This window comes from Prochlorococcus marinus CUG1438 (assembly GCA_017644325.1).
Lineage (GTDB): Bacteria > Cyanobacteriota > Cyanobacteriia > PCC-6307 > Cyanobiaceae > Prochlorococcus_A > Prochlorococcus_A marinus_AA.
Window position 1 is genome coordinate 165,251 of sequence record JAEPLS010000001.1, and the last position, 24,699, is coordinate 189,949.

The 24,699-nt window shown below is 31.2% G+C and carries 30 protein-coding genes and 1 tRNA gene; 17 read left to right on the forward strand and 14 right to left on the reverse strand.

Translation table 11 applies throughout. The features are described from left to right. Positions 1 to 129 carry a photosystem II reaction center protein I gene (locus JJ847_01030; GenBank protein ID MBO6959467.1) on the reverse strand — a complete coding sequence of 43 codons (129 nt, stop codon included), beginning with the start codon at positions 127 to 129 and terminating at the stop codon, positions 1 to 3. Positions 130 to 254: 125 nt separating this feature from the next. Continuing rightward, a complete protein-coding gene (gene psbN / locus JJ847_01035) occupies positions 255 to 407 on the reverse strand; it encodes a photosystem II reaction center protein PsbN (protein MBO6959468.1) in 153 nt (50 codons plus the stop codon). Positions 408 to 487: 80 nt separating this feature from the next. On the opposite strand from psbN, the gene psbH reads away from it, so the two are divergent. The 3 genes from psbH to JJ847_01050 all read left to right on the forward strand — a co-directional run bounded on the left by psbH (position 488) and on the right by JJ847_01050 (position 1,683). After that, on the forward strand, positions 488 to 688 hold the full coding sequence (gene psbH / locus JJ847_01040) for a photosystem II reaction center protein PsbH (protein ID MBO6959469.1): 201 nt from the start codon (positions 488 to 490) through the stop codon (positions 686 to 688). Positions 689 to 819: 131 nt separating this feature from the next. Continuing rightward, entirely contained in the window at positions 820 to 1,422 is a 603-nt protein-coding gene (locus tag JJ847_01045; protein ID MBO6959470.1) for an aminoacyl-tRNA hydrolase, read from the forward strand. 3 nt (positions 1,423 to 1,425) lie between these two features. Beyond that, positions 1,426 to 1,683 carry a DUF3146 family protein gene (locus JJ847_01050; protein MBO6959471.1) on the forward strand — a complete coding sequence of 86 codons (258 nt, stop codon included), beginning with the start codon at positions 1,426 to 1,428 and terminating at the stop codon, positions 1,681 to 1,683. Here the strand turns inward: JJ847_01050 and JJ847_01055 are convergent. From JJ847_01055 to ntcA, 3 genes are read right to left on the reverse strand one after another with little or no spacing between them, the layout of a single operon-like run. Continuing rightward, on the reverse strand, positions 1,664 to 2,101 hold the full coding sequence (locus JJ847_01055; GenBank protein ID MBO6959472.1) for a hypothetical protein: 438 nt from the start codon (positions 2,099 to 2,101) through the stop codon (positions 1,664 to 1,666). The two genes, JJ847_01050 and JJ847_01055, sit on opposite strands and share 20 nt — an antisense overlap. Continuing rightward, entirely contained in the window at positions 2,102 to 3,067 is a 966-nt protein-coding gene (locus tag JJ847_01060) for a DUF3084 domain-containing protein (protein ID MBO6959473.1), read from the reverse strand. A gap of 39 nt (positions 3,068 to 3,106) precedes the next feature. Then, entirely contained in the window at positions 3,107 to 3,841 is a 735-nt protein-coding gene (ntcA, locus tag JJ847_01065; GenBank protein MBO6959474.1) for a global nitrogen regulator NtcA, read from the reverse strand. Positions 3,842 to 4,043: 202 nt separating this feature from the next. On the opposite strand from ntcA, the gene JJ847_01070 reads away from it, so the two are divergent. From JJ847_01070 to JJ847_01080, 3 genes are read left to right on the forward strand one after another with little or no spacing between them, the layout of a single operon-like run. Next, entirely contained in the window at positions 4,044 to 4,625 is a 582-nt protein-coding gene (locus JJ847_01070; GenBank protein MBO6959475.1) for a cob(I)yrinic acid a,c-diamide adenosyltransferase, read from the forward strand. Between the two features lie 4 nt (positions 4,626 to 4,629). Then, on the forward strand, positions 4,630 to 5,223 hold the full coding sequence (locus JJ847_01075; protein ID MBO6959476.1) for a dCTP deaminase: 594 nt from the start codon (positions 4,630 to 4,632) through the stop codon (positions 5,221 to 5,223). Continuing rightward, on the forward strand, positions 5,224 to 5,856 hold the full coding sequence (locus JJ847_01080; protein MBO6959477.1) for an FAD-dependent thymidylate synthase: 633 nt from the start codon (positions 5,224 to 5,226) through the stop codon (positions 5,854 to 5,856). It begins immediately after the preceding gene. 3 nt (positions 5,857 to 5,859) lie between these two features. On the opposite strand, the gene JJ847_01085 is transcribed toward JJ847_01080, so the two are convergent. Continuing rightward, entirely contained in the window at positions 5,860 to 6,405 is a 546-nt protein-coding gene (locus JJ847_01085; protein MBO6959478.1) for a redoxin domain-containing protein, read from the reverse strand. 135 nt (positions 6,406 to 6,540) lie between these two features. Here JJ847_01085 and JJ847_01090 point away from each other — a divergent pair, with 135 nt between their 5' ends. After that, positions 6,541 to 7,893, forward strand: coding sequence for a phosphoglucosamine mutase (locus JJ847_01090; GenBank protein ID MBO6959479.1), 1,353 nt, complete (start codon positions 6,541 to 6,543; stop codon positions 7,891 to 7,893). A 7-nt stretch (positions 7,894 to 7,900) separates the two neighbouring features. Here the strand turns inward: JJ847_01090 and trmB are convergent, their stop codons facing one another. After that, positions 7,901 to 8,530, reverse strand: a complete 630-nt coding sequence (gene trmB / locus JJ847_01095) for a tRNA (guanosine(46)-N7)-methyltransferase TrmB (GenBank protein MBO6959480.1) — start codon at positions 8,528 to 8,530, stop codon at positions 7,901 to 7,903. Between the two features lie 121 nt (positions 8,531 to 8,651). Here trmB and JJ847_01100 point away from each other — a divergent pair, with 121 nt between their 5' ends. Next, entirely contained in the window at positions 8,652 to 9,275 is a 624-nt protein-coding gene (locus tag JJ847_01100) for a DUF3177 family protein (GenBank protein MBO6959481.1), read from the forward strand. A 285-nt stretch (positions 9,276 to 9,560) separates the two neighbouring features. Here the strand turns inward: JJ847_01100 and ileS are convergent, their stop codons facing one another. The 3 genes from ileS to JJ847_01115 form a co-directional block, all read right to left on the reverse strand. Then, positions 9,561 to 12,467 (reverse strand): isoleucine--tRNA ligase, encoded by a 2,907-nt coding sequence (ileS, locus tag JJ847_01105; GenBank protein ID MBO6959482.1) that lies wholly within the window; start codon positions 12,465 to 12,467, stop codon positions 9,561 to 9,563. Positions 12,468 to 12,588: 121 nt separating this feature from the next. Beyond that, positions 12,589 to 13,038 carry a hypothetical protein gene (locus tag JJ847_01110; protein MBO6959483.1) on the reverse strand — a complete coding sequence of 150 codons (450 nt, stop codon included), beginning with the start codon at positions 13,036 to 13,038 and terminating at the stop codon, positions 12,589 to 12,591. A gap of 71 nt (positions 13,039 to 13,109) precedes the next feature. After that, positions 13,110 to 13,191 (reverse strand) — tRNA-Leu (locus JJ847_01115). Positions 13,192 to 13,516: 325 nt separating this feature from the next. On the opposite strand from JJ847_01115, the gene JJ847_01120 reads away from it, so the two are divergent. Continuing rightward, complete coding sequence (locus JJ847_01120; GenBank protein MBO6959484.1) at positions 13,517 to 14,380, forward strand: fatty acid desaturase; 864 nt, start codon at positions 13,517 to 13,519, stop codon at positions 14,378 to 14,380. Between the two features lie 8 nt (positions 14,381 to 14,388). On the opposite strand, the gene gatC is transcribed toward JJ847_01120, so the two are convergent. After that, positions 14,389 to 14,682, reverse strand: a complete 294-nt coding sequence (gene gatC / locus JJ847_01125) for an Asp-tRNA(Asn)/Glu-tRNA(Gln) amidotransferase subunit GatC (GenBank protein ID MBO6959485.1) — start codon at positions 14,680 to 14,682, stop codon at positions 14,389 to 14,391. A 171-nt stretch (positions 14,683 to 14,853) separates the two neighbouring features. On the opposite strand from gatC, the gene JJ847_01130 reads away from it, so the two are divergent. Continuing rightward, positions 14,854 to 15,438, forward strand: coding sequence for a DNA-3-methyladenine glycosylase (locus JJ847_01130; protein ID MBO6959486.1), 585 nt, complete (start codon positions 14,854 to 14,856; stop codon positions 15,436 to 15,438). Between the two features lie 21 nt (positions 15,439 to 15,459). Then, positions 15,460 to 16,476 carry an aspartate carbamoyltransferase catalytic subunit gene (locus JJ847_01135; GenBank protein MBO6959487.1) on the forward strand — a complete coding sequence of 339 codons (1,017 nt, stop codon included), beginning with the start codon at positions 15,460 to 15,462 and terminating at the stop codon, positions 16,474 to 16,476. Between the two features lie 2 nt (positions 16,477 to 16,478). On the opposite strand, the gene JJ847_01140 is transcribed toward JJ847_01135, so the two are convergent. Together JJ847_01140 and JJ847_01145 are read right to left on the reverse strand one after the other, a co-directional pair. Further along, entirely contained in the window at positions 16,479 to 16,820 is a 342-nt protein-coding gene (locus tag JJ847_01140; protein MBO6959488.1) for a DUF565 domain-containing protein, read from the reverse strand. An 11-nt stretch (positions 16,821 to 16,831) separates the two neighbouring features. Beyond that, positions 16,832 to 17,032, reverse strand: a complete 201-nt coding sequence (locus tag JJ847_01145) for a hypothetical protein (GenBank protein MBO6959489.1) — start codon at positions 17,030 to 17,032, stop codon at positions 16,832 to 16,834. 218 nt (positions 17,033 to 17,250) lie between these two features. Here JJ847_01145 and JJ847_01150 point away from each other — a divergent pair, with 218 nt between their 5' ends. The 6 genes from JJ847_01150 to JJ847_01175 all read left to right on the forward strand — a co-directional run bounded on the left by JJ847_01150 (position 17,251) and on the right by JJ847_01175 (position 23,524). Continuing rightward, positions 17,251 to 17,472, forward strand: a complete 222-nt coding sequence (locus JJ847_01150) for a DUF2555 domain-containing protein (protein MBO6959490.1) — start codon at positions 17,251 to 17,253, stop codon at positions 17,470 to 17,472. Continuing rightward, on the forward strand, positions 17,462 to 18,718 hold the full coding sequence (coaBC, locus tag JJ847_01155; GenBank protein ID MBO6959491.1) for a bifunctional phosphopantothenoylcysteine decarboxylase/phosphopantothenate--cysteine ligase CoaBC: 1,257 nt from the start codon (positions 17,462 to 17,464) through the stop codon (positions 18,716 to 18,718). The genes JJ847_01150 and coaBC overlap by 11 nt, the downstream gene beginning before the upstream one ends. A gap of 216 nt (positions 18,719 to 18,934) precedes the next feature. Further along, a complete protein-coding gene (locus tag JJ847_01160) occupies positions 18,935 to 19,729 on the forward strand; it encodes a photosystem II manganese-stabilizing polypeptide (GenBank protein ID MBO6959492.1) in 795 nt (264 codons plus the stop codon). A 72-nt stretch (positions 19,730 to 19,801) separates the two neighbouring features. After that, positions 19,802 to 20,977 carry a sulfate adenylyltransferase gene (gene sat, locus JJ847_01165; GenBank protein ID MBO6959493.1) on the forward strand — a complete coding sequence of 392 codons (1,176 nt, stop codon included), beginning with the start codon at positions 19,802 to 19,804 and terminating at the stop codon, positions 20,975 to 20,977. Positions 20,978 to 21,023: 46 nt separating this feature from the next. Continuing rightward, the gene (gene ftsH / locus JJ847_01170; protein MBO6959494.1) at positions 21,024 to 22,877 is read left to right on the forward strand and encodes an ATP-dependent zinc metalloprotease FtsH; all 1,854 of its coding nucleotides are present in this window, start codon (positions 21,024 to 21,026) and stop codon (positions 22,875 to 22,877) included. A 20-nt stretch (positions 22,878 to 22,897) separates the two neighbouring features. Beyond that, positions 22,898 to 23,524 carry a bifunctional 4-hydroxy-2-oxoglutarate aldolase/2-dehydro-3-deoxy-phosphogluconate aldolase gene (locus JJ847_01175; GenBank protein MBO6959495.1) on the forward strand — a complete coding sequence of 209 codons (627 nt, stop codon included), beginning with the start codon at positions 22,898 to 22,900 and terminating at the stop codon, positions 23,522 to 23,524. A gap of 34 nt (positions 23,525 to 23,558) precedes the next feature. Here JJ847_01175 and aroC read toward each other — a convergent pair whose 3' ends face one another. Beyond that, the gene (gene aroC, locus JJ847_01180; protein MBO6959496.1) at positions 23,559 to 24,656 is read right to left on the reverse strand and encodes a chorismate synthase; all 1,098 of its coding nucleotides are present in this window, start codon (positions 24,654 to 24,656) and stop codon (positions 23,559 to 23,561) included. Between the last annotated feature and the right edge of the window lie 43 nt (positions 24,657 to 24,699).

Genomic DNA, 24,699 nt, shown 5'->3' on the forward strand with positions numbered 1-24,699 from the left:
TTAATCTTGAGGACTTTCCAGATCTTTTCTATTAGGAGTTCTTGTTGGATCACTTGCCAAAAATCCGAAAAGAAAAATGCCTACGAAGAAAAAAACAATTGTGTATACAGAAATTTTGAGAGCTAGCATGGAAATAATTTTGCTGACAGATTTATATCCTATTAAATTTATATTTAAATTATGGTAAAAGGTTTACTTTTTGTATTTTTGGTAAATTTTGAAATACTTTTTAAAAGTTATAGATTAATACAAATTCAATCATCATGATCATCCCAAGGATCTGTTAGCTTTGCCGCTTTGGGCCCAAAAGCAGTCCAAAGACCAAAGCCTGTTAAAGCGAGTAAAAGTGCCAGTATTGTAACTGCTATTGAAACTGCAGGATCTGGAGCTGATGATAAAGTTTGCATCAATTTTGCTAAGTTTGTAAACAATTTATGTATTAGTTCTTATACAATAGCGAAATAATATTCGATTTAGTGAATTCATCATGGGTCAAAAAACTGCTTTAGGAAGCCTTTTAAAAGCAATTGGCAATTCTGGTCAAGGTAAAGTTGTTCCAGGTTGGGGCGCTGTTCCAATTATGACAGTCATAGGACTACTACTTTTAGTATTTTTAGTTATTCTTCTACAAATTTATAACCAATCTCTTTTGTTACAAGGCTTTTCAGTTGATTGGAATGGCAACTAGATTAAACACTAAAAATTTATTTGATTTAAATATCCATAAATAAACTTTTAGGACACTTGTCTTAAGTTACTTAGTTATATTCTGTTTGTATATTTATAATCCTTTTATAAAGGGAGATTTAGTAATAAGTCATGAATGAAGTATATTTGATAGGTTTAGGAAATCCTGGTAAAAAATATTCTAAAAATAGACATAATATAGGATTTTTAGTTCTTGAAAATCTCTCAAGAAAACATAATTCAAATTTTATATTGAAAGATAAACTTAAAAGTTATTGCTCAGAATTCAAAATCAACCATTACACATACAGGTTATTTTTACCAAATACATTTATGAATAATAGTGGTGATGCTGTTCGAGCGATAGTAGATTGGTACAAGATTAGTTTAGATCAGCTTTTTGTGATAGTTGATGATAAAGATCTACCTCTTGGAAAAATCAGATTTAGAAAAAAAGGCAGATCAGGAGGACATAATGGGTTAAAAAGCATTATTGAAACATTGCAAACTCAAGAATTTAATAGAATCAGAATTGGTATTGGTTCACCTCCTGCAATAAATAGAACAAATAATTTAAATACTATTTCACATGTACTGGGAAATATATCTTCTGAAGAGCAAACAATATTAGATAAAGTGTATATAAAAGTAATTGAATCCCTCGAACAATTAATTTCTAAAAAAGAAGAATTTATAGTAAACGAATTGAATTCTTTTGACAAAGACCGAATCTAAAAAATGCGGCGCAAACCAGAAACAATTGCCCATTTAAGCGTTAAAGAATATTGCTTTTCAAAAAAGCAAATTAAGGGCGTTGTGCAAGCTAGTCAATTCAAATGGACTTTTACATGGTCTTTTAATAAAGGGGTATTATTAGTGAATCCTCCTTTGGGAAGAGCATTAATTGAAGATTCCTTATTAAGATTTTTATTGAAAAAAGATTATGAACTAGAAGCAGGCAATGAATATAAATTCACTATTTCAGCCAAGTTTTAAAATCTATATTTTGATTCAAAGTAAACTTTACTTTGCAATAATCCTCTAAAATTATTAATGCGGATAATGCATCGAGATTTTTATTTAAAATAAACACCTCCCTTGGCATTAAAAACTTCAAGCCGCTAATTGGAAAAAGTTCGAAATATCTTTCTTTTGCTCTAAAAGTAGTATTTTTTTCTTCAAAAGTTACTATATCTTTTTTAAAAAAATTCAGTTTTTCTATAATCTCTTTACTGGTTGTACCGTTACCGATAATAATTTTAGATATATCTTCAACAATATTTAAATTTTTTACATAACTTACAATCAATTCACTTTTAAGAATGATAGCTTCATAAACTTTTTGTTCATTTATATCAGCTACAACCAACCCACATTTACTTTTTCCAGGATCAATAGTTAATACTCTAGACATTTAAGATACTATCTTTAAGATATTAATTTCAACAACTATGGGTTCTGCAGTTTTACTATCCCTTAAAGAGACTACCTCTAACTTAAATTTGATATTCTGATTGTTTTTAAGAAAGTCACTTATTTTTTTTACAAAATTCCCACTTGTTTTAATTTCATTAGCTTGTGACCCTTTTGACTTAATTTCATCTCTTGTTTCTCTTAATAATGATTGAATTTTTAAGTTTATAGATTTACGATTTAAATCACTTTTTCCAAAAATAGAGCTTTTAATGACATCTCCTTTTCTAACTATAAGTTTATTCTCTAATAAATCAGGTGATACAAATACATAATTATCACCCTTCAAGACATTTGTTGCTGATTTAATTAATAAAATCCAATTACCACCTTTAGCTGTTACATTCTCAATTTTTTTGATATCACTAGGTCTCCATAAAAGAATATTTTTTGCATCTTTATTACTCGGAATAACAAGTTTCCTTACAAATTCATCTGCTTGATTATAAAAATTTGCCAAGTCTAATTTTACATTCGAAGTAGAATCAACTTCAGCAATAAATAAAGTTTGACCTCTTTTAATAACTACATTACCTTTTCTAAATTCATTAACATCACTTTTTAACTTATTTAATTCCTTTTCTTTTTGAATTATTTTATCTTCAAGTTTTTTTCTTTCTGCTTGCAAAGGTATAAGAGCCCTTTTACTCTCATCTAATGTTTTTTGCAAAAACGGAATATCAACAAAAAGTCTTTGTCGAAATTCCTCGCTAACTAATATCAATAACCCTATTGATATTGAACTAATAAAACCTCCAGTTATTACCGTAACGATTGTGGCCGTTTTCTTTGGTCTTAATTTTAAGATACTAAATCTTGCTTTACCAATTTTTGTGCCAAGCAAATCCCCAAATGGCGCAATTAAACCTCCAAGTAATATTAAAAAACCGATTAAAATCCAAGCCACTTTGTCTCATATTCTCAATACATCATAATTAATGATGAATCAATTAAATCTTTTTGCAAGAGCTATTGGATCAAATACTGTAATCTTTTTTCTCTCAATAGTCAGAAGACCCGAATCCTTTAAATCACCTAATAATCTTGTAATAGTTACTCTTGTTGAACCAATCGCTTCAGCAATAGCTTGATGAGATAGCCTCAAATCTATTGTAATACCCTTTTCGCTTGCAACTCCAAAGTCTCTACAGAGGACCATTAAAAAGCTTACTAAACGAGAAGACATATCTCTATGAGTGAGGGTTTCTATCATTGTTTCGGTTTGTAGAATCCTACTTGAAAGGCCCTGCAACAATAATAGTCCTACTGATGCGTCATCCTCTATTGCTCTTAAAACAGAATGAGCAGGTGCTGTTATCATTTCAACTCGTGTAAAAGCTATGGAATGATAAAAACGATCAGATCTATGGCCTGTAAGGAGAGATAAAACACCAAAAAGGCTATTCTCTCTTAAAAGTGCGACAGTTATTTCTTCACCTGACTCGTAAACTCTTGATAGCCTTACTGCTCCTCTTTTTATTAAATAAACTCTCTCTGCCGGATCCCCTGGGAAAAATATTGTTTTCGATCTCTCAACCATTTCTGTGCTAGCACCTTCAAGACCCTTAATTACTTCCATTAAGGTTCTATTGATTGGGAAACGTTCTCCAACAGAGTTGATTTTATTTTGTCCGGACAGTTGCGAACTAAAACTGCTGAATCCTCGAGAAGAAGGTATCATAAATATCTTTAATATTAAAAAATTTAAGAAGACAACCTAAAATATCTTGTATCAACAGTAACAATTTTGAATTCTTTTTGGTTTCCCTAGCAATGTCCCTAGGTTAACTTCAACTTTCCCAGCTGTTTTTTAAGTAACATTACACTATATGCAGTGTAATTAAATTCAAATTATACTGCATATAGACAAGAAACCTACAATAATGGTAATTAGTTCAAATAATAATTATTCAAAAAATAATTTTGATGTTGCAAGAATAGGTAGTCCTAACAAAATAAATTTAAAAAGATTCACACAAAACGGACAAATCCAAATCTATCAATCTTCTTATAGAGGAAGTTATTCCTCCATCATTAGTGACTCTCTTAGAAATGCTGCTCTTGGCAGGAAAGTACTTTTGGCACAATTTATGAAAGGAGGAGTAAAGCAAGGAATTGATAATGCGGTTAAGCTTTGTGGGAATCTAACCTGGGTAAGATCATCTCATTCCTATGATCAATATGATTCTGAAGAAATTGAAAAAAATAAAAATTTAAAAAAAATTATTGATCAAGCTGTTTATGAATTATGGAATTTTTGTAAAAAAGAATTACTATCAGGTGTACATGATCAGATCATTCTCGATGAGATTTTTCTTGCAATTGAATTAAAGCTTATCGATAAGGATGATTTGATTTCAACACTTGAAAACCGATTTATCCCAGGAGATGTAATCCTTACTGGTACAAGTATCCCCAAAGATTTATTATTAATGGCCAATCAAATTACTGAACTTCGCTCATAAAATAATGCTAAAGAACGATCTCTGGATAAATAAAAAAGCATCAGAAGGAATGATAAATCCCTTTCAGTCAAATTTGGTGCGACATCTCGAGCCTAATAATCAACAAAAGCCAGTCTTAAGTTATGGATGTTCATCTTATGGCTATGATCTAAGACTTTCATCAAAAGAGTTCCTAATTTTTAGGCATATCCCTGGAACTGTTATGAATCCTAAAAAGTTTAATCCTAATAATTTAGAAAAAACAGTTCTTCATCATGATGAAGATGGAGAATTTTTCATTCTTCCAGCACATTCTTATGGTTTAGGAGTGGCTCTAGAAAAAATGAAGGTACCAGAGAATATAACCGTGATTTGTATAGGTAAAAGTACTTACGCCCGCTTAGGGATTATTGTTAATACAACCCCCGCAGAGGCAGGATGGGAAGGTCACTTAACTTTAGAGTTTAGTAATAGTTCAGGTGCAGATTGTAGAATTTACGCTAATGAGGGTATCTGCCAATTACTCTTTTTTGAGGGTGATCCATGCTCTACAACTTATCAAGATAGAAAAGGTAAATATCAAAATCAACCAGAACAAGTTACTCTTGCAAAGATTTAAATGAGTAAAGTTGAACTAATTTCGCTAACTCCTGATGCAGAAAAAACAATGGCTTACATTGCGAGAGTTAGTAATCCAAGCAATCAGAAAAATGAAGACTATTCAAAACTATTGAGCTATTGCATTAAAAATGAGCATTGGAGTGTCTTTGAACAGGCATTTATGACATTACAAATAGAAACCAACAGAGGAATTGCAGCTCAAATTTTAAGACATAGATCATTTACTTTCCAGGAATTTTCACAGAGATATGCAGATAGTTCTCAACTAGGGAATATCCCACTGCCAGATTTAAGAAGACAAGATTTTAAAAATAGGCAAAATTCTATCCCAGACCTTTCTGATGAGTTAAAAAAAAGATTCAATCAAAGAATTGCCTCTCATTTTAAAGCAGCTTCAGAATTATATGAAGATTTACTCGCTGAAGGTATTGCCAAAGAATGTGCGAGATTTGTTTTACCATTAGCAACTCCTACCAGAATCTATATGTCTGGATCATGCCGATCGTGGATACACTACATTCATTTAAGATCAGCTCATGGGACTCAAAAAGAACACAAATCTATTGCCGAGAATTGCAAGTCTATTTTTAAAAAAAGTTTTCCAATTGTATCAAAATCTCTAGATTGGTAAAAATTATCCATGACTTCTTGGGTTAACCTCATAATTTTTATTTTCTTCTAAAACTGAAAATTCAGCATTGAGAATTTCTTCTTGAGATTTAGTTCCACTGTCTAGTCGATCTAGAGATTCTTTTATAGTTATTTCTTTTTGCTTACCAATAAAAGTAGATATTAAATTTCCTTTTCTGTCCAAAAGATTAACTTGAGGAATTCCATTTACCTCAAATTTACGGATGTAATAGTCCCATTTTTGATTATCAACATTTAGAAAAACAAAATTAATATCTTTTTCATATTCCTTTTTTAAAGCAGATACTTTGGGAGCCATCTCTTTACAAACTTCACACCACTCAGCATAAAATTCAAGAAAAGTTGGCTTATTATTACTAAAAGCTATTTCAGGATCAACAGATAATTCTCCAAAGCTCTTGAGGAGGTAAGTTGATTGATAAAAGAGGTTTCCGAATAAAATGAAAGAAACAATAACTACACCTAAAAGCAAAACAAGCATTACTTTTAAATTTTTATTTAAGAGTGGTTCTTTACTCTCAGATTGCACCATGAATGAGTAATAACTAAAAACATCTTAAATAAGATAAAGAAACAAAGAGAACTTTAATCCTTTACCTTTTAATCAACTGATAAAATTAAAACTAAATAATATAACAATCTCTTTAATTCCTACAATCTAATTATGCAATCAATCTTTGGAACTGATGGAATAAGAGGAAAATATAATGAGGAAATAACCTTTTCTTTGGCATATAAAGTCGGCTATGCTCTTGGTTTAACTATAGAAAGTAATAATCCAATATTAATAGGTAGGGATACTAGAATTAGTGGAGACTTACTACTTCAGGCATTAGCTGCAGGTATAAATGCAAGCGGGAAAAAATTCATTAATGTTGGGATCTGCCCAACTCCAGCCATTCCTTTTTTAATCAAGCAAGAGAAAATGAGTAGCGGAATAATGATATCTGCGAGTCATAATCCCCCAGAATATAATGGCATAAAAATCTTTGATAATAATGGCCAGAAAATTACCAAGAATTATGAAAATAAAATTCAAAAATTAATTGAAAGATCAAATCAAAATAGATCTTTTTCTACAAATGATATCTCTCTTCAAACTAATGAGGAGCTATTAGATATTTATATAAAAGGTCTCATCCAAACAATAAAAGGGGAGAATTTAAGCGGTATGAAAATCATATTAGACACATGCTACGGATCGGCAACAACATGCGCCAAAAAAATTTTTCAGAAACTTGGAGCAGATGTAAGAGTTATCAATAACACTAAAAATGGTTTAAAAATTAATATGAATTGCGGCTCTACTAATCTTGAACCATTAAAAAAAGCATTAAAAGATAATCCAGCCGATATGGGATTTAGTTTTGATGGAGACGCCGATAGAGTAATTGGGTTAGACTCCGAAGGTAATGAATTAAATGGGGATCATATACTTTTTCTATGGGGTAGAGAACTTAAGGACCAAAAAATACTCACGAATAATTTACTAATCTCAACTCAAATGGCAAATATAGGCTTTGAAAAAGCCTGGAACAAACTTGGTGGAATCTTATATAGAACTGATGTTGGAGATAAATTTGTTTATGACGCAATTAAGGAAAAAAATGCAGTTTTAGGTGGTGAACAATCAGGACATATACTTTCAAAGATTAATAACTTTTCTGGAGATGGAATATTGACTGCAATTCAAATTTCTAAATACTGTAAAAAGAAAAATATTACTTTAAATGAGTGGCTTAAAAGTAGTTTCGAACCTTTTCCTCAGAAATTAACCAATATTAATTTGGAATTTAATATTAATAAAATAAATCAGAAAGCTAAAAGCTTAATTAAACAAACGATTGACAATTATCAAAAAATTTATTCCGAAGATTGCAGAGTATACATAAGGCTTAGTGGTACAGAGCCTCTAATGCGAGTGCTTGTGGAAGCCAAAGATCAAATAAAAGTGGATTCTTTATCAAGAGAAATAACGAGCGAACTCAGTTTAGAAATTAATAAAATACTAAGTTAGTTAAGAACTATATTTTTTCATAAATCCTCTCAAAAACATCAAGTTGATTAGCGTGCACATAATTTTCCCTATTGGTTTGAATTTTAATTGGATTAAAACTTTTGGAATAATTAAAATTTCTTTTTTCTATTTTCTGAAATTTCAAATTACTTAATATGGTGAAATCCATATATTCAAATAGATCCTGTACGTCAGTTTTAACAAAAATTAGGGCCCCTTTTTGCATCGAATTTGAGAGAATATTAATAAACTCTGGTTGAATTACACGCCTTTTATGATGTCTCTTCTTAAACCATGGATCTGGGAAGTTAAAAGAAATACTTTTTAAATTTCTGACTATAAATTTACTTTGGAAATCATTAAAAATATTATTTGCATTACCAAATACAAAATATAAATTTTTTATTTCTCTTTCTTGAACTTTCAATTTAGCAGTTTTTACTAATCTCTCACGGATTTCAATTCCTAAGTAATTCCAATTGGGATTAACCATAGCTAAATCAAATAAAAATTGACCAGATGCACAACCAATATCCAAATGAAGATTTAATTTGGAATTATTAAACATTTGCATTAAAGAAGGAATTCTCTCAGTTTCGTTAAAATTTTTACTAAGTGGATTTACATGCTGTCTCATGAAATAAAAATTGATTTCTAGTCAATAATTTAAAAATGAATAATATTCATAACTATGACAATAGTAAGTTAAAAAGTAACAGTTTGATGTTTAATTATTATGTAATTAAAAAGTAAAAGTTTTGTACATTCTTAATCAAATTTCTGTGTGGCTATCTTTTCAACTTACGATAATTTTCCTTATTGGTATTCCTATTTCATTATTCTTATGGTCAATAAAAAAAAAGAATATTGCTGTTAAAAAACTTTTATCTATTTATTGGAAAATATCCATTTTATTCTTTATAAGCCTTTTACTTTTGATAGGAAAGTATAATTTCGCGCTTCTCGTTACCAATATTTCAATAGTACTAATGACAATTTCCGTTTGGTTTTGGAATGACATAAATGATGAATTAAAAGAATATGATTTTTCTTACGCCCTCACTACAACGACCAAAATATGGAGATGGGCACTAATTTTTATCTCCATCAATTTCTTAATTCAAAGTTTACAAAACTTTAGTTGTATTTATTTTATAAATTCGGATAAATGTACACTGTGGCTCCAGCCTTCTTCAAATTTATATGTTTTTATCAAAAATCTATTTAATTTTTTATTTGGCGCTAACTTTACTCAGCCCATTGCCAAATTTATAGGTTTGTTTTCATTGTTAATCTATATTATCGGTTTTATACAATGGTCAATAATTAAATTGCCTAAGAATGGAAGAAATTCTTGCTTCTCAAAAAATGGGGAAAATTGATTTCATAAGTCGCCTAGAAAAATAAGATCTAAGATATCAAATAGGATCCTTAAGCTAAAGGGTATATTTTTAAAAAACACACAAAGATAAATTACAAATAATTATTTTCACGGTTTTCAGTAGCTCTACCACTTATCCAATTGAAATGGATTTAAAAAAAAGTTTTAGAATGTTATTTTATATCTACAAATTTTAGACTTTATTAGAGGCCCTAATAAAAACGGAAAATAACCTTATCAGAGAAAATCAAAACTCAGTTTTCTTTTTGAATCAAAAAAACTGGATTTAAATAAATTCAAAATTAATAATATTTGAACATCTTTTACATAATTTTGTATTTTGGATTCCATTAAAAGTTTCTTTTTGATAATGCCAACATCTATCACATTTTGTGCCTTGAGCTTTCATAATTTGAATTTTACCAAGTTCGTTGTTATCTATGACCAGAGAATTCTCCACCAAATCAGATGCCACTTGGAAGTTTGATACTATAAGCCAATCCCTAAATAAATCTACTTCTTGATTGCCAAATTCTTTTAGCCAAATAAGTGAATCTTTTAAAGCTTTATCTTCAGGTAAATAATTAACTTCAGTCTCCAAAGCAGCTCCAATTATTTGTTTGTTCCTACATCCTTCTATTGCCTTGTTAATTTCAACTCTCAAATTTCTTAAATTTGCAATGTGCTCATTAAGCGTTTGATTTTTCCATGACTGCGAAAATATTGGCCATCCTCTTTGAAAGACTGATTTTTCTGTAGTTGAATATGGAATATTTTGCCAAATATCTTCGGCCATATGACAAAGCACTGGAGAAATAAGTACGGCTAAATTTTCAACAACTTTTGACATGACGAACTGACAAGATCTTCTCCTAAATTGTGATTTAGAACTTACATATAACCTATCCTTCGCAATATCCAAATAAAAATTTGATAAATCTACAACGCAAAAACTTTGCAAGATTTGGAAAAATTTTGAAAACTCATAATTTTCATAAGCATTTGATATTTGATCTGTAACCTCAACTAATCTGCCTAACATCCATTGATCTAAGAGAGGTAATTGATCAATTTCAAAACTATCAATTTTAGGATCATAATCATGAATATTACCTAGGAGATATCTTGCAGTATTTCTAACTTTTCTATAAACGTCTGAAAGTTGCTTGAGTATATTTGAACCAATTGGAACATCTACTGAATAATCTACAGAGCTTACCCATAGCCTTAAAACATCAGCACCATAAGCAGGGTCAGTTTTTTTATTGTTACCTCCATTAATAATTATATTTGGATCAACAACATTTCCTAAAGATTTGCTCATTTTTCTTCCATTTTCATCAAGTGCAAAACCATGAGTTAAAACTTTCTTATATGGAGGTTTATTATTGACTGCAACTGATGTTAGCAAAGAAGACTGGAACCATCCTCTATGTTGATCTGAGCCCTCTAAATAAAGATCCGCTGGATACTTTAATTCACTTCTTAGTTCACATACTGCGGCCCAGCTAGATCCTGAATCGAACCAAACATCCATTGTATCTGTTCCTTTTTTCCATAGATCCGATTCTTTTGCATAACTTTCTGGCAAAAGATTCTTAACATCCCAATCCCACCAAATATCTGCTCCATGTTCACTAAATAGTTCTTGAATGTGATTAATGATCTCTTTATTGAGGAGAATGTCATTACCATTTTTTTTATAAAAAACTGGAATAGGGACTCCCCATGACCTTTGTCTAGAAATACACCAGTCACCTCTACCAACAACCATAGAATAAATTCTTTTCTTTCCAGTATCTGGCATCCATTCAACATCTTCGATTGCTTTTAATGCAGATGATCGAAAGCCATTTACAGATGCAAACCATTGTTCTGTTGCCCTAAAAATAGTTGGTTTTTTGGTTCTCCAATCATAGGGATATCTATGCTTATATTTTTCTTGTAATATAAGCAAATTATTTCCTTTTAAATGTTCAATAATTAGATCATTTGCATCTTTAAGGACATTTGATCCTTTGAATTGACCAGAATATTCATTTAAGTTACCTTTTTCATCAACGACACATGTTATTGGCAAATCATATTTTTGACCCACATTAAAATCATCTATCCCATGACCAGGCGCAGTATGAACAATTCCAGTCCCTGATTCTGTAGTAATATAATCTCCTCCTATTACAATTCTGCAATTTTTATTCTTAGAGGGATGTTGATATTCAATATTTTCCAATTTGGAGCCCTTAACCTCTAATAGCACCTTGAAATCTTTATTAAATTTCTTACTTATCTGAGAAGATAAATCCTTAGCAAAAAGGTAAATTCGCTTCTCTTCATCCATAGCAAAAACGTAATTTATTTTTGGATTTACTGCTACAGCCTCATTTGCAGGTATAGTCCAAGGAGTAGTGGTCCAAATAGTTATGAAAGAATTATTTTGAAAAAAATCTTTTTTGATATTAAGATTTTCTTGGATGAAATTTAATAGAATTTCCTCAGATATTTTAGTGATTTTTAATGAAACATAAATACTTTTTGAATAATGTTCATCAGGGTATTCTAATTCTGCTTCAGCAAGTGCAGTCCTTGAACTTGGACTCCAATGTACAGGTTTAAGACCTCGATATATATAGCCATTTAAAAACATTTTCCCAAATACTCCAATCTGAGCAGATTCATAACTTTTCTTCAGAGTTAAGTAAGGATTATTCCAATCTCCCCATATGCCCCACCTTTTGAAACCCTCCTTTTGATTATTAATTTGGATATGAGCATAATCTGTTGCTTTTTTTCTTAAATTTAAAGTGTCAAGATTCTTTCTTTCTTCAGATTTTAAATTCTGAAGAACTTTTAATTCAATAGGTAATCCATGACAGTCCCAACCAGGTACGAAATGCACCCTAAATCCTCTTAAGGTTTTGTACTTGTTTATTATGTCTTTTAAAACTTTATTAAGGGCATGACCCATATGAAGCGCCCCATTTGCATATGGAGGACCATCATGTAATGTAAATATTTCGCCTGAATTACTTGAACCTAATTGGAAATCAATATGGTTCTTAGCCCAAAAATTCTGAATCTCGGGTTCTCTTACAACTGAGTTAGCACGCATTGAGAAGTCAGTTTTTAGTAGATTTAGAGTCTCTTTATAAGAAAAGTCTGATTTTTGTTCTTTGCTATTTTGAGATTTCATACGACGATATAAGAAATATTGGTGATCAAAAGAATTATTTAAATAAATTTAATTTATTATATTCTTTCTTAATTGAGATGTAGTTTTTTGGAGATGTTTCAAATAACCAATTTATTTTATTTCAGACTTTTATATTATCATTTTTATCATTTCTTACCCACTTTTTTTGGGTTGCATTTTTATTATCACCACCAAAATTAAAAAAATTTGAAGGTTTCGTGAAATCAGCAAATACGAGATTAATAGATTCTAATATTTTCAAAAAGTTATTTTTCAACTCCAAAAAGGTAGTTAATTTTTTCTTTTCGTTATCTGTCAATTGGTACCATCTAGATAAAAAAAGCTCTACTAGATAAAAAATAACTAGTACTGTTAAAAAAAGGAAAATTACTAAAAATGATTCATCTAATGTTTTATTTTTAATTATTAATATCAAACCTATTAATAAATTTAAAAAAGCTTTTATTAAATCTTTTGGTTTACCCAGCTCAAGATAAATTATCGGTACAGTTAAAAAAATGGTCCCAACTAAAATGTAAAAAGTTCCCAAATAAAATATCAAACTATTCATTAAAAAAACTACTTGATTAAATTATAAGAGTTGATATAGATAAGCAAACCATATTTCAGAATTTCTTTAAGTGCGGTCGGGGAGACTTGAACTCCCACACCCGAAGATACGAGTACCTAAAACTCGCGCGTCTACCAATTCCGCCACGACCGCTCAAATAAAATAATAATTGAAATAGGTATATTTTAAAAATTTTTTTTCTTAAGATGATTAATTTGACACATTAAAATTAAATTTTTAACACCTTAAAAGAAATTTTTTATGTTTATGGATGCAATCATCTTAAAATATTAGTTATATTATTTAAAGAATAAAAGAAACGATTTCAAACTTAACCAGTAAAAATACAACGAAAAATACTAATTCTTCAAAAACATTTAATTGGCAAAAAGAGATTAAAAATTACGTAGATCCGCCAAGTTTTTGGAATCCAACATTAGGGTTATTTTTCGGTGGTTATTTTCTTGCTTTTCTTAGCATTTGGCAATGGTATAGAGGTGTTTGGCCTTTACCTTTACTTGTAGCCACTGCGTTTTTAGCTTTACATATTGAAGGTACTGTAATTCATGATGCCTGTCATAAGGCTGCTCATCCAGTTCCTTGGATAAATCAAGCAATGGGCCATGGCTCAGCTATTCTATTAGGGTTTAGCTTTCCAGTTTTTACAAGAGTTCATTTGCAACATCATATTCATGTAAATCACCCAAAAAATGATCCTGATCATATAGTCAGTACTTTTGGTCCAATTTGGCTAATTGCACCAAGATTTTTTTATCATGAGGTGTTTTTCTTTCAAAGAAAACTCTGGCGAAGATATGAATTACTACAATGGGGAATTGAAAGATCTATATTCATAACAATTATCTTGGCAGGTTTAAAATTTGACTTTATGAATTTAATTTATAATTTGTGGTTCGGCCCGGCATTAATGGTAGGAGTCACTCTAGGAATATTTTTTGATTATTTACCCCATAGACCATTTCGATCAAGAAATAAATGGATAAATTCTCGAGTTTATCCAAGCAAATTTATGAATTTATTAATAATGGGACAAAATTACCATCTCATTCATCATCTTTGGCCTTCTATTCCTTGGTTTGAATACAAAATAGCTTATGAAAAAACTAAGCCTTTATTAGATAAAAAAGGCTCCCCTCAAAGGGTTGGGATATTTGAAAGTAAAGAAGACATTTTTAACTTTATTTATGATTTATTGATAGGTGTAAGGAGTCATAGCAAAAAGAGGGGGAAAATAAGAAAAATCATAAATTTATATCCAGGCTTTAAAATAAAAAAATTTTTATTAAAGATAGTCAACAAAACATTTATTGGAAGCAACTAACCACTTTCTCATTCATTAATGATTTTTGGTACTTTAAAATATTTATCTTCTCTCGATGGACCCAATTCTAAGAGTTCTTCATTGCAATCAGAATCTTTCTTTTCGTCTTTTCTAAATACATTTACAACCTCTATAGCTCTCGTTGTACAGGGGATATCATCTGTATCAATTTTTTCAAGTTGTTTTATATAGTCCAATATCTTTTCTAATTGTTCTGCATGATTATTAATTTCATTCTCGTTAAGTTCTAATCTCGCTAAATGAGCAACTTTTTTTACTTCCTCTTTAGTTATTTTTGTCATACCTTTAATGTCTTTCTTATTAAATAATAGTTTATCAAGAACAACTTATTTACATATCCTTTGAATTTCGAATAATTTTAAAAAATAATCACATCTTTTTGAAAATCAATATCAATTAATAGCCTTAGTTATTTTTCTCAGCTAAATATGTTACTAGATAGGTATTGAAAAATAGAAGAAGAATTATTTCCAAAAAATTTTTTTTATCGGCACTCTAAACTTGTTGCTCCTGATTTAATAGGCTGTCACCTCATAAAAAAAAATAATGAGATAGATCAAGTTAAAGGGGTTATTGTTGAAACTGAAGCTTATTCACAGGAAGAAGAGGCCTGTCATGGCTACCGCAAAATGACTGAATCAAACAAATCATTATTTGGCAAACCTGGCACATTTTATATTTACAAATCTTATGGCATTCATCATTGTTTAAACATTGTTACTGATAGAGAAAATTTTGCGAGTGGTGTTTTAATAAGATCAGTTTTTATCTCTAATAAAAACGAAAGATTAGCTTCTGGACCTGGCCTGGTAACTAAAACATTCAGTGTAGACATTTCATTTAACTCGCTTGAAGTTCTTAATAACAAATCTCTATGGATTTCTCCACGAAAATCCACTCTAGAAGAAAAAGATCTCATTCAAACTACGAGAATTGGCATATCAAAGGCAAAAAATATAAAATGGCGTTGGTATCTCAAAAATAGTAGGAGTGTAAGTAAAAGATTAAAAGGTGATAGAACACCTAAATTTCAATGATCATTTATCTTTTTAAGCGTAATGCAAATTTGGCCTCATAAACATATACACACACTCGCTAATTTTTCAATTGAAGATTATGAGTCAGTATTTGAATTAGCTAATAGATTTGATGCACTAAAGAATGCAGGAACAAAAAAGCTACCGGCCTTACAAGGGACTTTGGTAACTTCTTTATTTTTTGAAGCTAGTACAAGAACAAAAAATAGTTTTGAGCTTGCAGCAAAAAGACTTTCTGCTGATGTCCAAACTTTTGCGCCATCATCCAGCTCTTTAACAAAAGGCGAAACAATAATTGATACAGCTATAACTTATTCTGCTATGGGGGCGGATACATTAGTTATCAGACATTCATCAAGTTACATAACCTTTGAGATCGCAAAAAAACTTGATGCAATAAATTCAAAGACTTCTGTTCTTAATGCGGGAGATGGATTACATAGTCACCCCAGCCAAGGATTGCTTGACATCTATACATTGATAAAGTTCTTTTCCCAAAAAACATTGAATCCAAAGGTTTTAAATTCCAAAAAAATTTTAATAATTGGAGACGTTAATCATTCAAGGGTTGCCAGGTCAAATCTTTGGGCTTTGAGTGCATTCGGCGCAGATATAATCTTATGTGGGCCTAAGACATTAATACCTGATGAATTTATCAATTTTTTAAAAACCCCTGCGCCAAATCAAACAGAAGATCCTGTTAAATCAAGAGGCTCCATAACAATTTCTAGATCATTGGAAGAATCAATAAAAATTGCAGATGCGATTATTGTTTTAAGACTCCAGAAAGAGAGAATGATGGAAAATTTACTAAATAGCATTGATTCATATAGTTTGGATTATGGCTTAACCCCAGAGAAATTATCATTAAATAATAAAGAAATTCCAATTCTACATCCTGGTCCTATTAACAGAGATATTGAAATAAGTAGCAAAGTGGTAGATCGATATCCTAATTGCTTAATTAATAATCAAGTTGCAAATGGTATCCCTATAAGAATGGCTTTGCTTTATCTATTGCAAAAACACAAAAATTAAATTTATAGCAACTTAAGACTTTCAGTAAAGAAACCATAAAATAATCCCAATCTTAAAGAATCTAATAAAAGTAATAAAAATTTCTTTTTCCTTTCAAATCTAAAATTTCGTCTTAGAACTATTAAAAACTCAATAAAAACTACTGATAAAAAAGCGGCTACAGGATCCATTAGTTCCACAACGGCACTTACCATACCAAGAGAACTTCCAAAAAAGTAGCCTATTAAAAGTGTAATCAATGATATTGAATATCTTCGCCATGGATTATTAGCCCAAATACTTAATGTCTGAATATTTTCCACAATTTTTAGCTGAAATTTTGTCTTTTGAGGTTCAAAAACCATTTTGCATTAAACTAAGCCGCTTCAGAGTTTGATTGAATTTTAGTATTTCCTTCTATTAATTCAAGTAATGCTTCCAACTGAGCCATTAATCCTCTTAATTCACCTGGTTCAGGGAAAAGGTCATCTTCTTTTATGCCTAAATGAATTTCTCTGAGCTCTTGCCTTAAATAGCGTATGTGACTAATGACTTGCTCTCTTTTGGTTTGCGACATGATAAAATTTTGATACCGACATTTTAAGAAAGAATATTTTTGAAACGGAGAGTTTGCATATTTATGACTGAGAATGAAGATAAATGACCTAACAACAATTTGAAAAGATTATGAGATTTGAAGATTATCATATCCTTGAAAATATGTACTTAATTCTTATATAAATTTTAAATAATTACTTGAGGCATTATTATTAGATTATATTGACTTTACTCAATATGAAATTCATTTCTGAAAATAAAATAAGTGAAGATTTAGTAAATTCTTTTGATGAAGAAATGACCCTTGAGCTTGCTAAAAGGCTAGAGGAAGATAACTATAATACTCCATTTGATGGTTTAAAAGACTGGCACTTACTGAGGGCTCTTGCAATCAATAGACCTGAATTAACAACTAATTATACCCATCTCCTCGATCAGGAACCTTTCGATGAAAACTAAAAGTAAGGACTCCAAAATAAAGGTTCTTTTATTAATAACTGGGAGTATTGCGGCTGTAAGAATTCCATTATTAGTTAGCCAATTAGCAAAAGAAAATTATGAAATAAGATGCGTTTTATCAAAAAATGCAGAAAAATTAATAAAGCCTCTTTCTCTTTCTATCTTAAGTAGAAACCCGTGCATTTTAGAAAATGATCAATGGTCTGATAGTCAATCAAAACCTATTCATATAGAACTAAGTAATTGGGCTGATATTTTAATCATCGCCCCTTTAACAGCGACAACATTAGCAAAATGGGTAACTGGAAATGCAGAGGGATTAATCCCAAGCATCTTAATAGCAAATATAAAGCCAATTATTGTTGCACCAGCAATGAATACACAAATGTGGCTAAATAAAGCTGTCCAAAAAAATTATGAGAATTTACAGAATTACGAAAATGTTTTGTCTTTGCAACCAAGTGAAGGCCTCTTAGCATGTGATGCTATTGGCATCGGTAAGATACCTCCAAATGATCTAATCCAATTAGCTCTCGAATTTATAGCTTCACACAAACAAAATGAATATCGCAAAGATTTACTTAATAAAGAAATTTTAATAACTGGAGGGTGTACCTCAGAGAAAATCGATGCGGCAAGACAAATTACTAACAAAAGTTCTGGAGCTATGGGACTACTTCTCTCTCAAGTAGCGAGGTTTAGAGGAGCACAAGTAAAATATGTTCATGGGCCTCTGAAAATCGATAAGAATCTTACTGATGGAATAAAAAGATATGAAATTGAAACTAGTGTCGATTTAATTAGGGCACTTAATAATGAAATATCAAATTGCGATTATTTTTTCATGAATGCAGCAGTATCTGATTTCAAAATAAAATCTGATACTTTAGCTAAAATTCCAAAAAATCAAATTAATGCTCATTTGAATCAAAACTTTGAGCTAGTCCCAGATATTTTAAAAACAATTAGTAAATCAAAAAAAGATAACCAAGTTTTTGTAGGCTTTTGTGCTTTTACAGGATCTATCGAGGAAGCACGAATGACAATTAAAGAAAAGATTATCCAAAAGGGTTGTGATTATCTATTCGCCAATCCAATTGATCTTGAAGGTCAAGGATTTGGCTTTTTGGCACAAAATGAAGGATGGCTATTCGATACTAACAATATGGAACACTACATTAACAAAACATCAAAAATTGATTTAGCAAATAAGTTAATAACCCAAATTATTTCATTAAAAAAATAAAAAAAAATTTTTAATTTGTATTTTTTTGTAATCTTAATCATTAAAAATAATGTGATAGCTTAAAATAATTCCAGTTTTTTAAAATCTAAAAAGCTACGGGTTGTTTCGAGGATTTAATAGTCCTATCTTTTATGGTCCTTTCCCTTGTAATATCCGTACTGAACTTATTAGATGACCTTTAATCTATCGTCACAGAACTTTACTGCAACTTTAATTATGAGAATTCGTTCTTTCTTAGCTTTTGTTATTTCATTTTGTATAACTTTTGCTTTCGTTCCTGTTAAAACATTTGCTTTTTCTGAAAGAGGAAATGCACAATTCACAGATGTTGTTAATACAGGAAAAGCTAATGATTGTCCTACATTAGACTCATCTCTTGTCGGATCAATATCTCTAGGGAATGGAGATAGCCTCAAAGGAATATGCATGCACCCAACAGAAGTTTACGTAAAAGTGCCAGGAACAAAACGAAAAGCTGCAGAATTTGTTTCTACAAAAATTATTAGTCCTAGAAATAACACCACAGTAACAGAAGTTTATGGAGATATAGATTCAGGAACTTTCACTGAAAAGGGTGGTATTGATTTTCAACTTATTACTGTATTAACTCCTGGTGGTTTAGAGGTGCCATTTGCATTCTCAGCAAAAGATCTTACAGCTGATTTACCTTCATCTATTGAGCCAGGAACTGAGGTTAGTGGTTCAACATTTACACCTAACTACAGAACTGGTGACTTTCTAGATCCTAAGGCAAGAGCTAAAAATACTGGTGTTGAATATGCTCAAGGTTTAGTTGCATTAGGAGGAGACGACGAAGAACTTGCAAAAGAAAATATTAAAGTTGATGTAAACGGTACTGGCGTTATTACTCTTTCAATCAACAATGTAGATTCTGACACAGACGAATTTGCTGGTACTTTTGAAGCTATCCAACCTTCAGATACAGATATGGGTTCAAAGGATCCACTTGATGTAAAAATAATTGGGGAGCTTTACGGAAGAAAAGCTTAAATCTTACTTAAGAGAAAAAGGGGGTTAAACCCCTTTTTTTTTTTCAAAATTTATCTTTATCAATTTAAAAAAATGGAATTACAACAAAAAACTAAAACAGATACTAATGGACTAATACCGCCTTATGGAGGGGAACTAAAAAATTTAATTATCCAAGATAAAAATCTTAAAAATGATCTTATCTCTAAAGCTACTTATGAGTTTGAATGTAGCGAGAGAAATGCATGCGATGTAGAACTTTTGATGGTTGGAGCTTTTTCTCCATTAGAAGGTTTTATGGATGAAAATAACTACAATTCGGTAATTAAAAATAATAGAAATACAAATGGGTTGCTTTTTGGCTTGCCTATAGTATTTGATTCAAATAATGAAAAAGTAAAAGCTGGAGAGACAATATTGCTTACTTATAAAAAACAAAAAATAGCAGTTTTAGAAGTTAGCTCTAAATGGGAGCCTGACAAATCCTTAGAAGCTGAACTTTGTTATGGTACTAATTCTTTAGATCATCCTGCGGTTAAGATGATTTTTAACGAGAGAGGGAGATTTTATATAGGAGGAAGAGTTTATGGTTTCGAACTACCAATTAGAGAATTCCCCTGCAAAACCCCTGAAGAAGTTAGATCTACACTACCATCAAATCATGATGTAGTTGCATTTCAATGCAGAAATCCAATTCATAGAGCACATTATGAATTATTTACTAATGCCTTACTTTCAGATAATGTCTCCTCTAACTCAGTTGTTTTAGTTCATCCAACTTGTGGGCCAACTCAACAAGATGATATTCCTGGAAAAGTTAGATATTTGACCTACAAAGAATTAGAAGAGGAAATATCTGATGAAAGAATAAAATGGGCTTTTTTACCTTATTCAATGCATATGGCAGGGCCAAGAGAAGCTCTTCAACATATGATAATAAGAAGAAATTATGGCTGCACTCACTTTATTATTGGTAGAGATATGGCTGGTTGTAAGTCGTCGTCAACTGGTGAAGATTTTTATGGTCCATATGAAGCCCAAAATTTCGCGAATAAGTGTGCAGATGAATTGATGATGCAAACTGTTCCTTCAAAAAATTTAGTTTATACGAAGGAAAAAGGATACATAACAGCTGAAGAAGCCAAAGAATTTAATTATGAAATTATGAAACTTAGTGGTACTGAATTTAGAAAGAAATTGAGGAATGGCGAACCAATTCCTGAATGGTTTGCATTCAAAAGTGTAGTAGATGTTCTAAGACGCTCTTAATATTGTTTTATTATTAGTATTATAGATTTATTAAAGATTTTTTATCGTGAACAAACGTTGGAGAAACGTAGGACTTTATGTCCTAGCTGTCATTACTGTAATTTTCATTGGTACTTCAGTTTTTGATAAACCTAATACTGAAAGTTCTACAAAAACCTTGAGATATAGTGATTTTATAGAGGCAGTTCAAGATAAAGAAATCAGTAGAGTCTTAATATCTCCAGATAATGCCACAGCTCAAGTTGTTGAAAATGATGGGAGCAGGTCTGAGGTCAATTTAGCCCCTGACAAAGATTTATTAAAAATTCTGACTGAGAATAATGTAGATATCGCTGTAACTCCTACAAAGTTAGCTAATCCATGGCAACAGGCTTTAAGTAGCTTAATTTTCCCAGTACTTTTAATTGGAGGCCTATTTTTTCTTTTCAGAAGATCCCAAAGTGGTAATGCTGGAGGTGGTAACCCTGCCATGAGTTTTGGCAAGAGCAAAGCTAGACTTCAAATGGAACCATCTACACAAGTAACCTTTTCAGATGTTGCTGGTGTAGAAGGTGCAAAATTAGAACTCACAGAAGTTGTAGATTTTCTTAAGAGCCCAGATAGATTTACTGCAGTCGGAGCAAAAATTCCAAAAGGAGTTCTTCTTGTTGGTCCTCCTGGTACTGGGAAAACATTGTTAGCTAAAGCAGTAGCTGGAGAAGCAGGTGTACCTTTTTTCTCAATATCTGGTTCAGAATTTGTAGAGATGTTTGTTGGGGTTGGTGCTAGTAGAGTTAGAGATCTTTTTGAACAAGCCAAAAAGAATGCTCCTTGTATTGTGTTTATTGACGAAATAGATGCAGTTGGAAGACAAAGAGGAGCTGGTATGGGCGGAGGAAATGATGAAAGAGAACAAACATTAAATCAACTCTTAACCGAAATGGATGGTTTTGAAGGTAATTCAGGAATAATAATAGTTGCCGCAACCAACAGACCAGACGTCTTAGATTCAGCTTTAATGCGTCCTGGAAGATTCGATAGACAGGTAACAGTAGATCGACCAGATTATGCTGGAAGATTGCAGATATTAAATGTTCATGCGAAAGATAAAACTCTTTCAAAAGACGTTGATTTAGATAAAGTTGCCAGAAGAACACCAGGATTTACTGGTGCAGATTTAGCTAATCTTTTAAATGAAGCAGCAATACTAGCAGCTAGAAAAGATCTAGATAAAGTAAGTAATGATGAAGTCGGTGATGCCATTGAAAGGGTTATGGCTGGCCCAGAAAAGAAAGATAGAGTCATCAGTGATAAGAAAAAAGAATTAGTTGCTTATCACGAAGCAGGTCATGCACTCGTTGGAGCATTAATGCCTGATTATGACCCAGTAGCAAAAGTCTCAATCATTCCAAGAGGTCAAGCTGGGGGTCTAACTTTCTTTACTCCAAGTGAAGAAAGAATGGAATCTGGTCTTTACTCTCGTTCTTACCTTCAGAATCAAATGGCTGTAGCTCTCGGTGGAAGAGTTGCTGAAGAAATAGTCTATGGCGAAGAAGAGGTAACAACCGGAGCTTCAAATGATTTACAACAAGTTGCCAATGTAGCAAGACAAATGATCACTAAATTCGGCATGAGTGACAAAATAGGTCCAGTCGCTCTAGGTCAATCTCAAGGTGGAATGTTTCTTGGAAGAGATATGAGTTCTACAAGAGACTTCTCTGAAGACACTGCCGCAACAATTGATGTAGAGGTTTCAGAACTTGTTGATGTTGCTTATAAGAGAGCTACAAAAGTTTTAACAGACAATAGAACTGTTCTTGACGAAATGGCTCAAATGCTAATTGAAAGAGAAACTATAGATACTGAAGATATCCAAGACTTGCTCAACCGCTCAGAAGTAAAAGTCGCAAACTATATTTAAAGCGGAATTTTAAATTTTTAATGAATAATAAAGAAGATTCTTTTTCGGAGTTCCTGAAAATTGAGTCTTTTTTTTTACTTATAAAACCTGAAGATAATATTTACTCAAATACCTCTATAAGAAATTCATTTTTTGAAGAATTAGAAAACTTAGTAAAATTAGGATTAAAGAATATTGAAATAAGTTGGTCTAACAATGAAAATTGGTTCGATTTTGTATCCGATATCAAAATTAAATATCCAAGAATTAATTTAGGCTCTGCCTCCATAGTTAATAAGCAATCAATAGAAGATTCTTTAAAAATTGGATTAAATTTTTCGATGATGAAATTTTGGAATAAAGATCTTTTCAATTATGCGCAGTCAAAAAATTATTTATTAATTCCTGGAATTAATAATTTAAAAGATCTTAAGGAAGCTATAGATTTAAATTGCAACATTATCAAACTTTATCCAATAAAAAGTAAAGATAGTTCGATAAATATACTCAACTATAAAAATATTGATTTCATTGCTGCTGGAGGACTATCAATCAATGATTTAAAAACTTATAAATCTTTAGGGTATAAAGCAGTTGTAATTGGAGATAAAGCTATCAAAAATAAAAAATTTGATCCAAAAATATATGAATGGCTCAAAAATAATTAAGTTAAGGATAAATATAATTTATTCAACAAAACTACTACTTATTTAGTAAGTCACATTGAGCATGATTTAGAAGCAAATGATCAGCAAGTACTAAAGCTACCATAGCATCAACCATGGGAACTGCTCTTGGTAGAACGCATGGATCGTGTCTCCCTTTTGCTTTCATAAGTACTTCTTTACCTTCAGAATTTACTGTTTTCTGTTCTTTCCCGATAGTTGCAGTAGGTTTAAAAGCTATCTTCATCTCGATATTTTCACCATTACTTATTCCGCCCTGTATACCTCCTGAATTGTTTGACGTTGTTCTTAACTTACTAATATCATCAGACTTGATGAAGGCATCATTATGTTCGCTTCCTTTTAAATAAGTTCCAGAGAAACCTGAACCTATTTCAAAGCCTTTCGTGGCAGGCAAAGACATCAAAGCCTTTGCTAAATCAGCTTCTAATTTATCAAACACAGGCATTCCAAGACCAGAAGGGACATTTCTTACTAGACATTCAATAACACCGCCGCAAGAGTCTCCTTGACGCTTTAATTCCTTAATTCTCTCAATCATTTCTGTTGAAACCTTTTCATCAGGACATCTAACAATATTAGAATCTATTTTTTTGAGAGAAATCTTCTCTTTATTTATATCAGAATCAATATCATGTATACGCTTTACCCAAGATAGTATTTCAGTGTTACAGAAGGTTTTTAATAATTGTTTTGCTACAGCACCAGCAGCTACTCTCCCGATTGTTTCTCTAGCAGAGGCTCTTCCACCGCCAGAACTTGCCTGAATCCCATATTTCAGATGATATGTACCATCTGCATGAGAAGGTCTAAATACCTGCTCCAAATTATTATAATCTCCTGGTCTTTGATCCTTATTTCTTACCAACATTGCTATTGGAGTTCCAAGTGTTAACCCTTCCTTTATCCCACTTAAGATTTCGATTTTATCTTCTTCATTTCTGGGTGTTGTAATGTCACTTTGGCCAGGTCTGCGCCTATCTAATTCATTTTGTATCAGATTTATATCTATTTTTAACTTAGGTGGACACCCATCAAGGATAACTCCTACTGCACCACCATGTGATTCTCCAAAAGTACTAACACGAAAAATTTTTCCAAAACTACTACTCATAGAAATATCAAATGTTTTATCTATATATAAACATTATATGAAA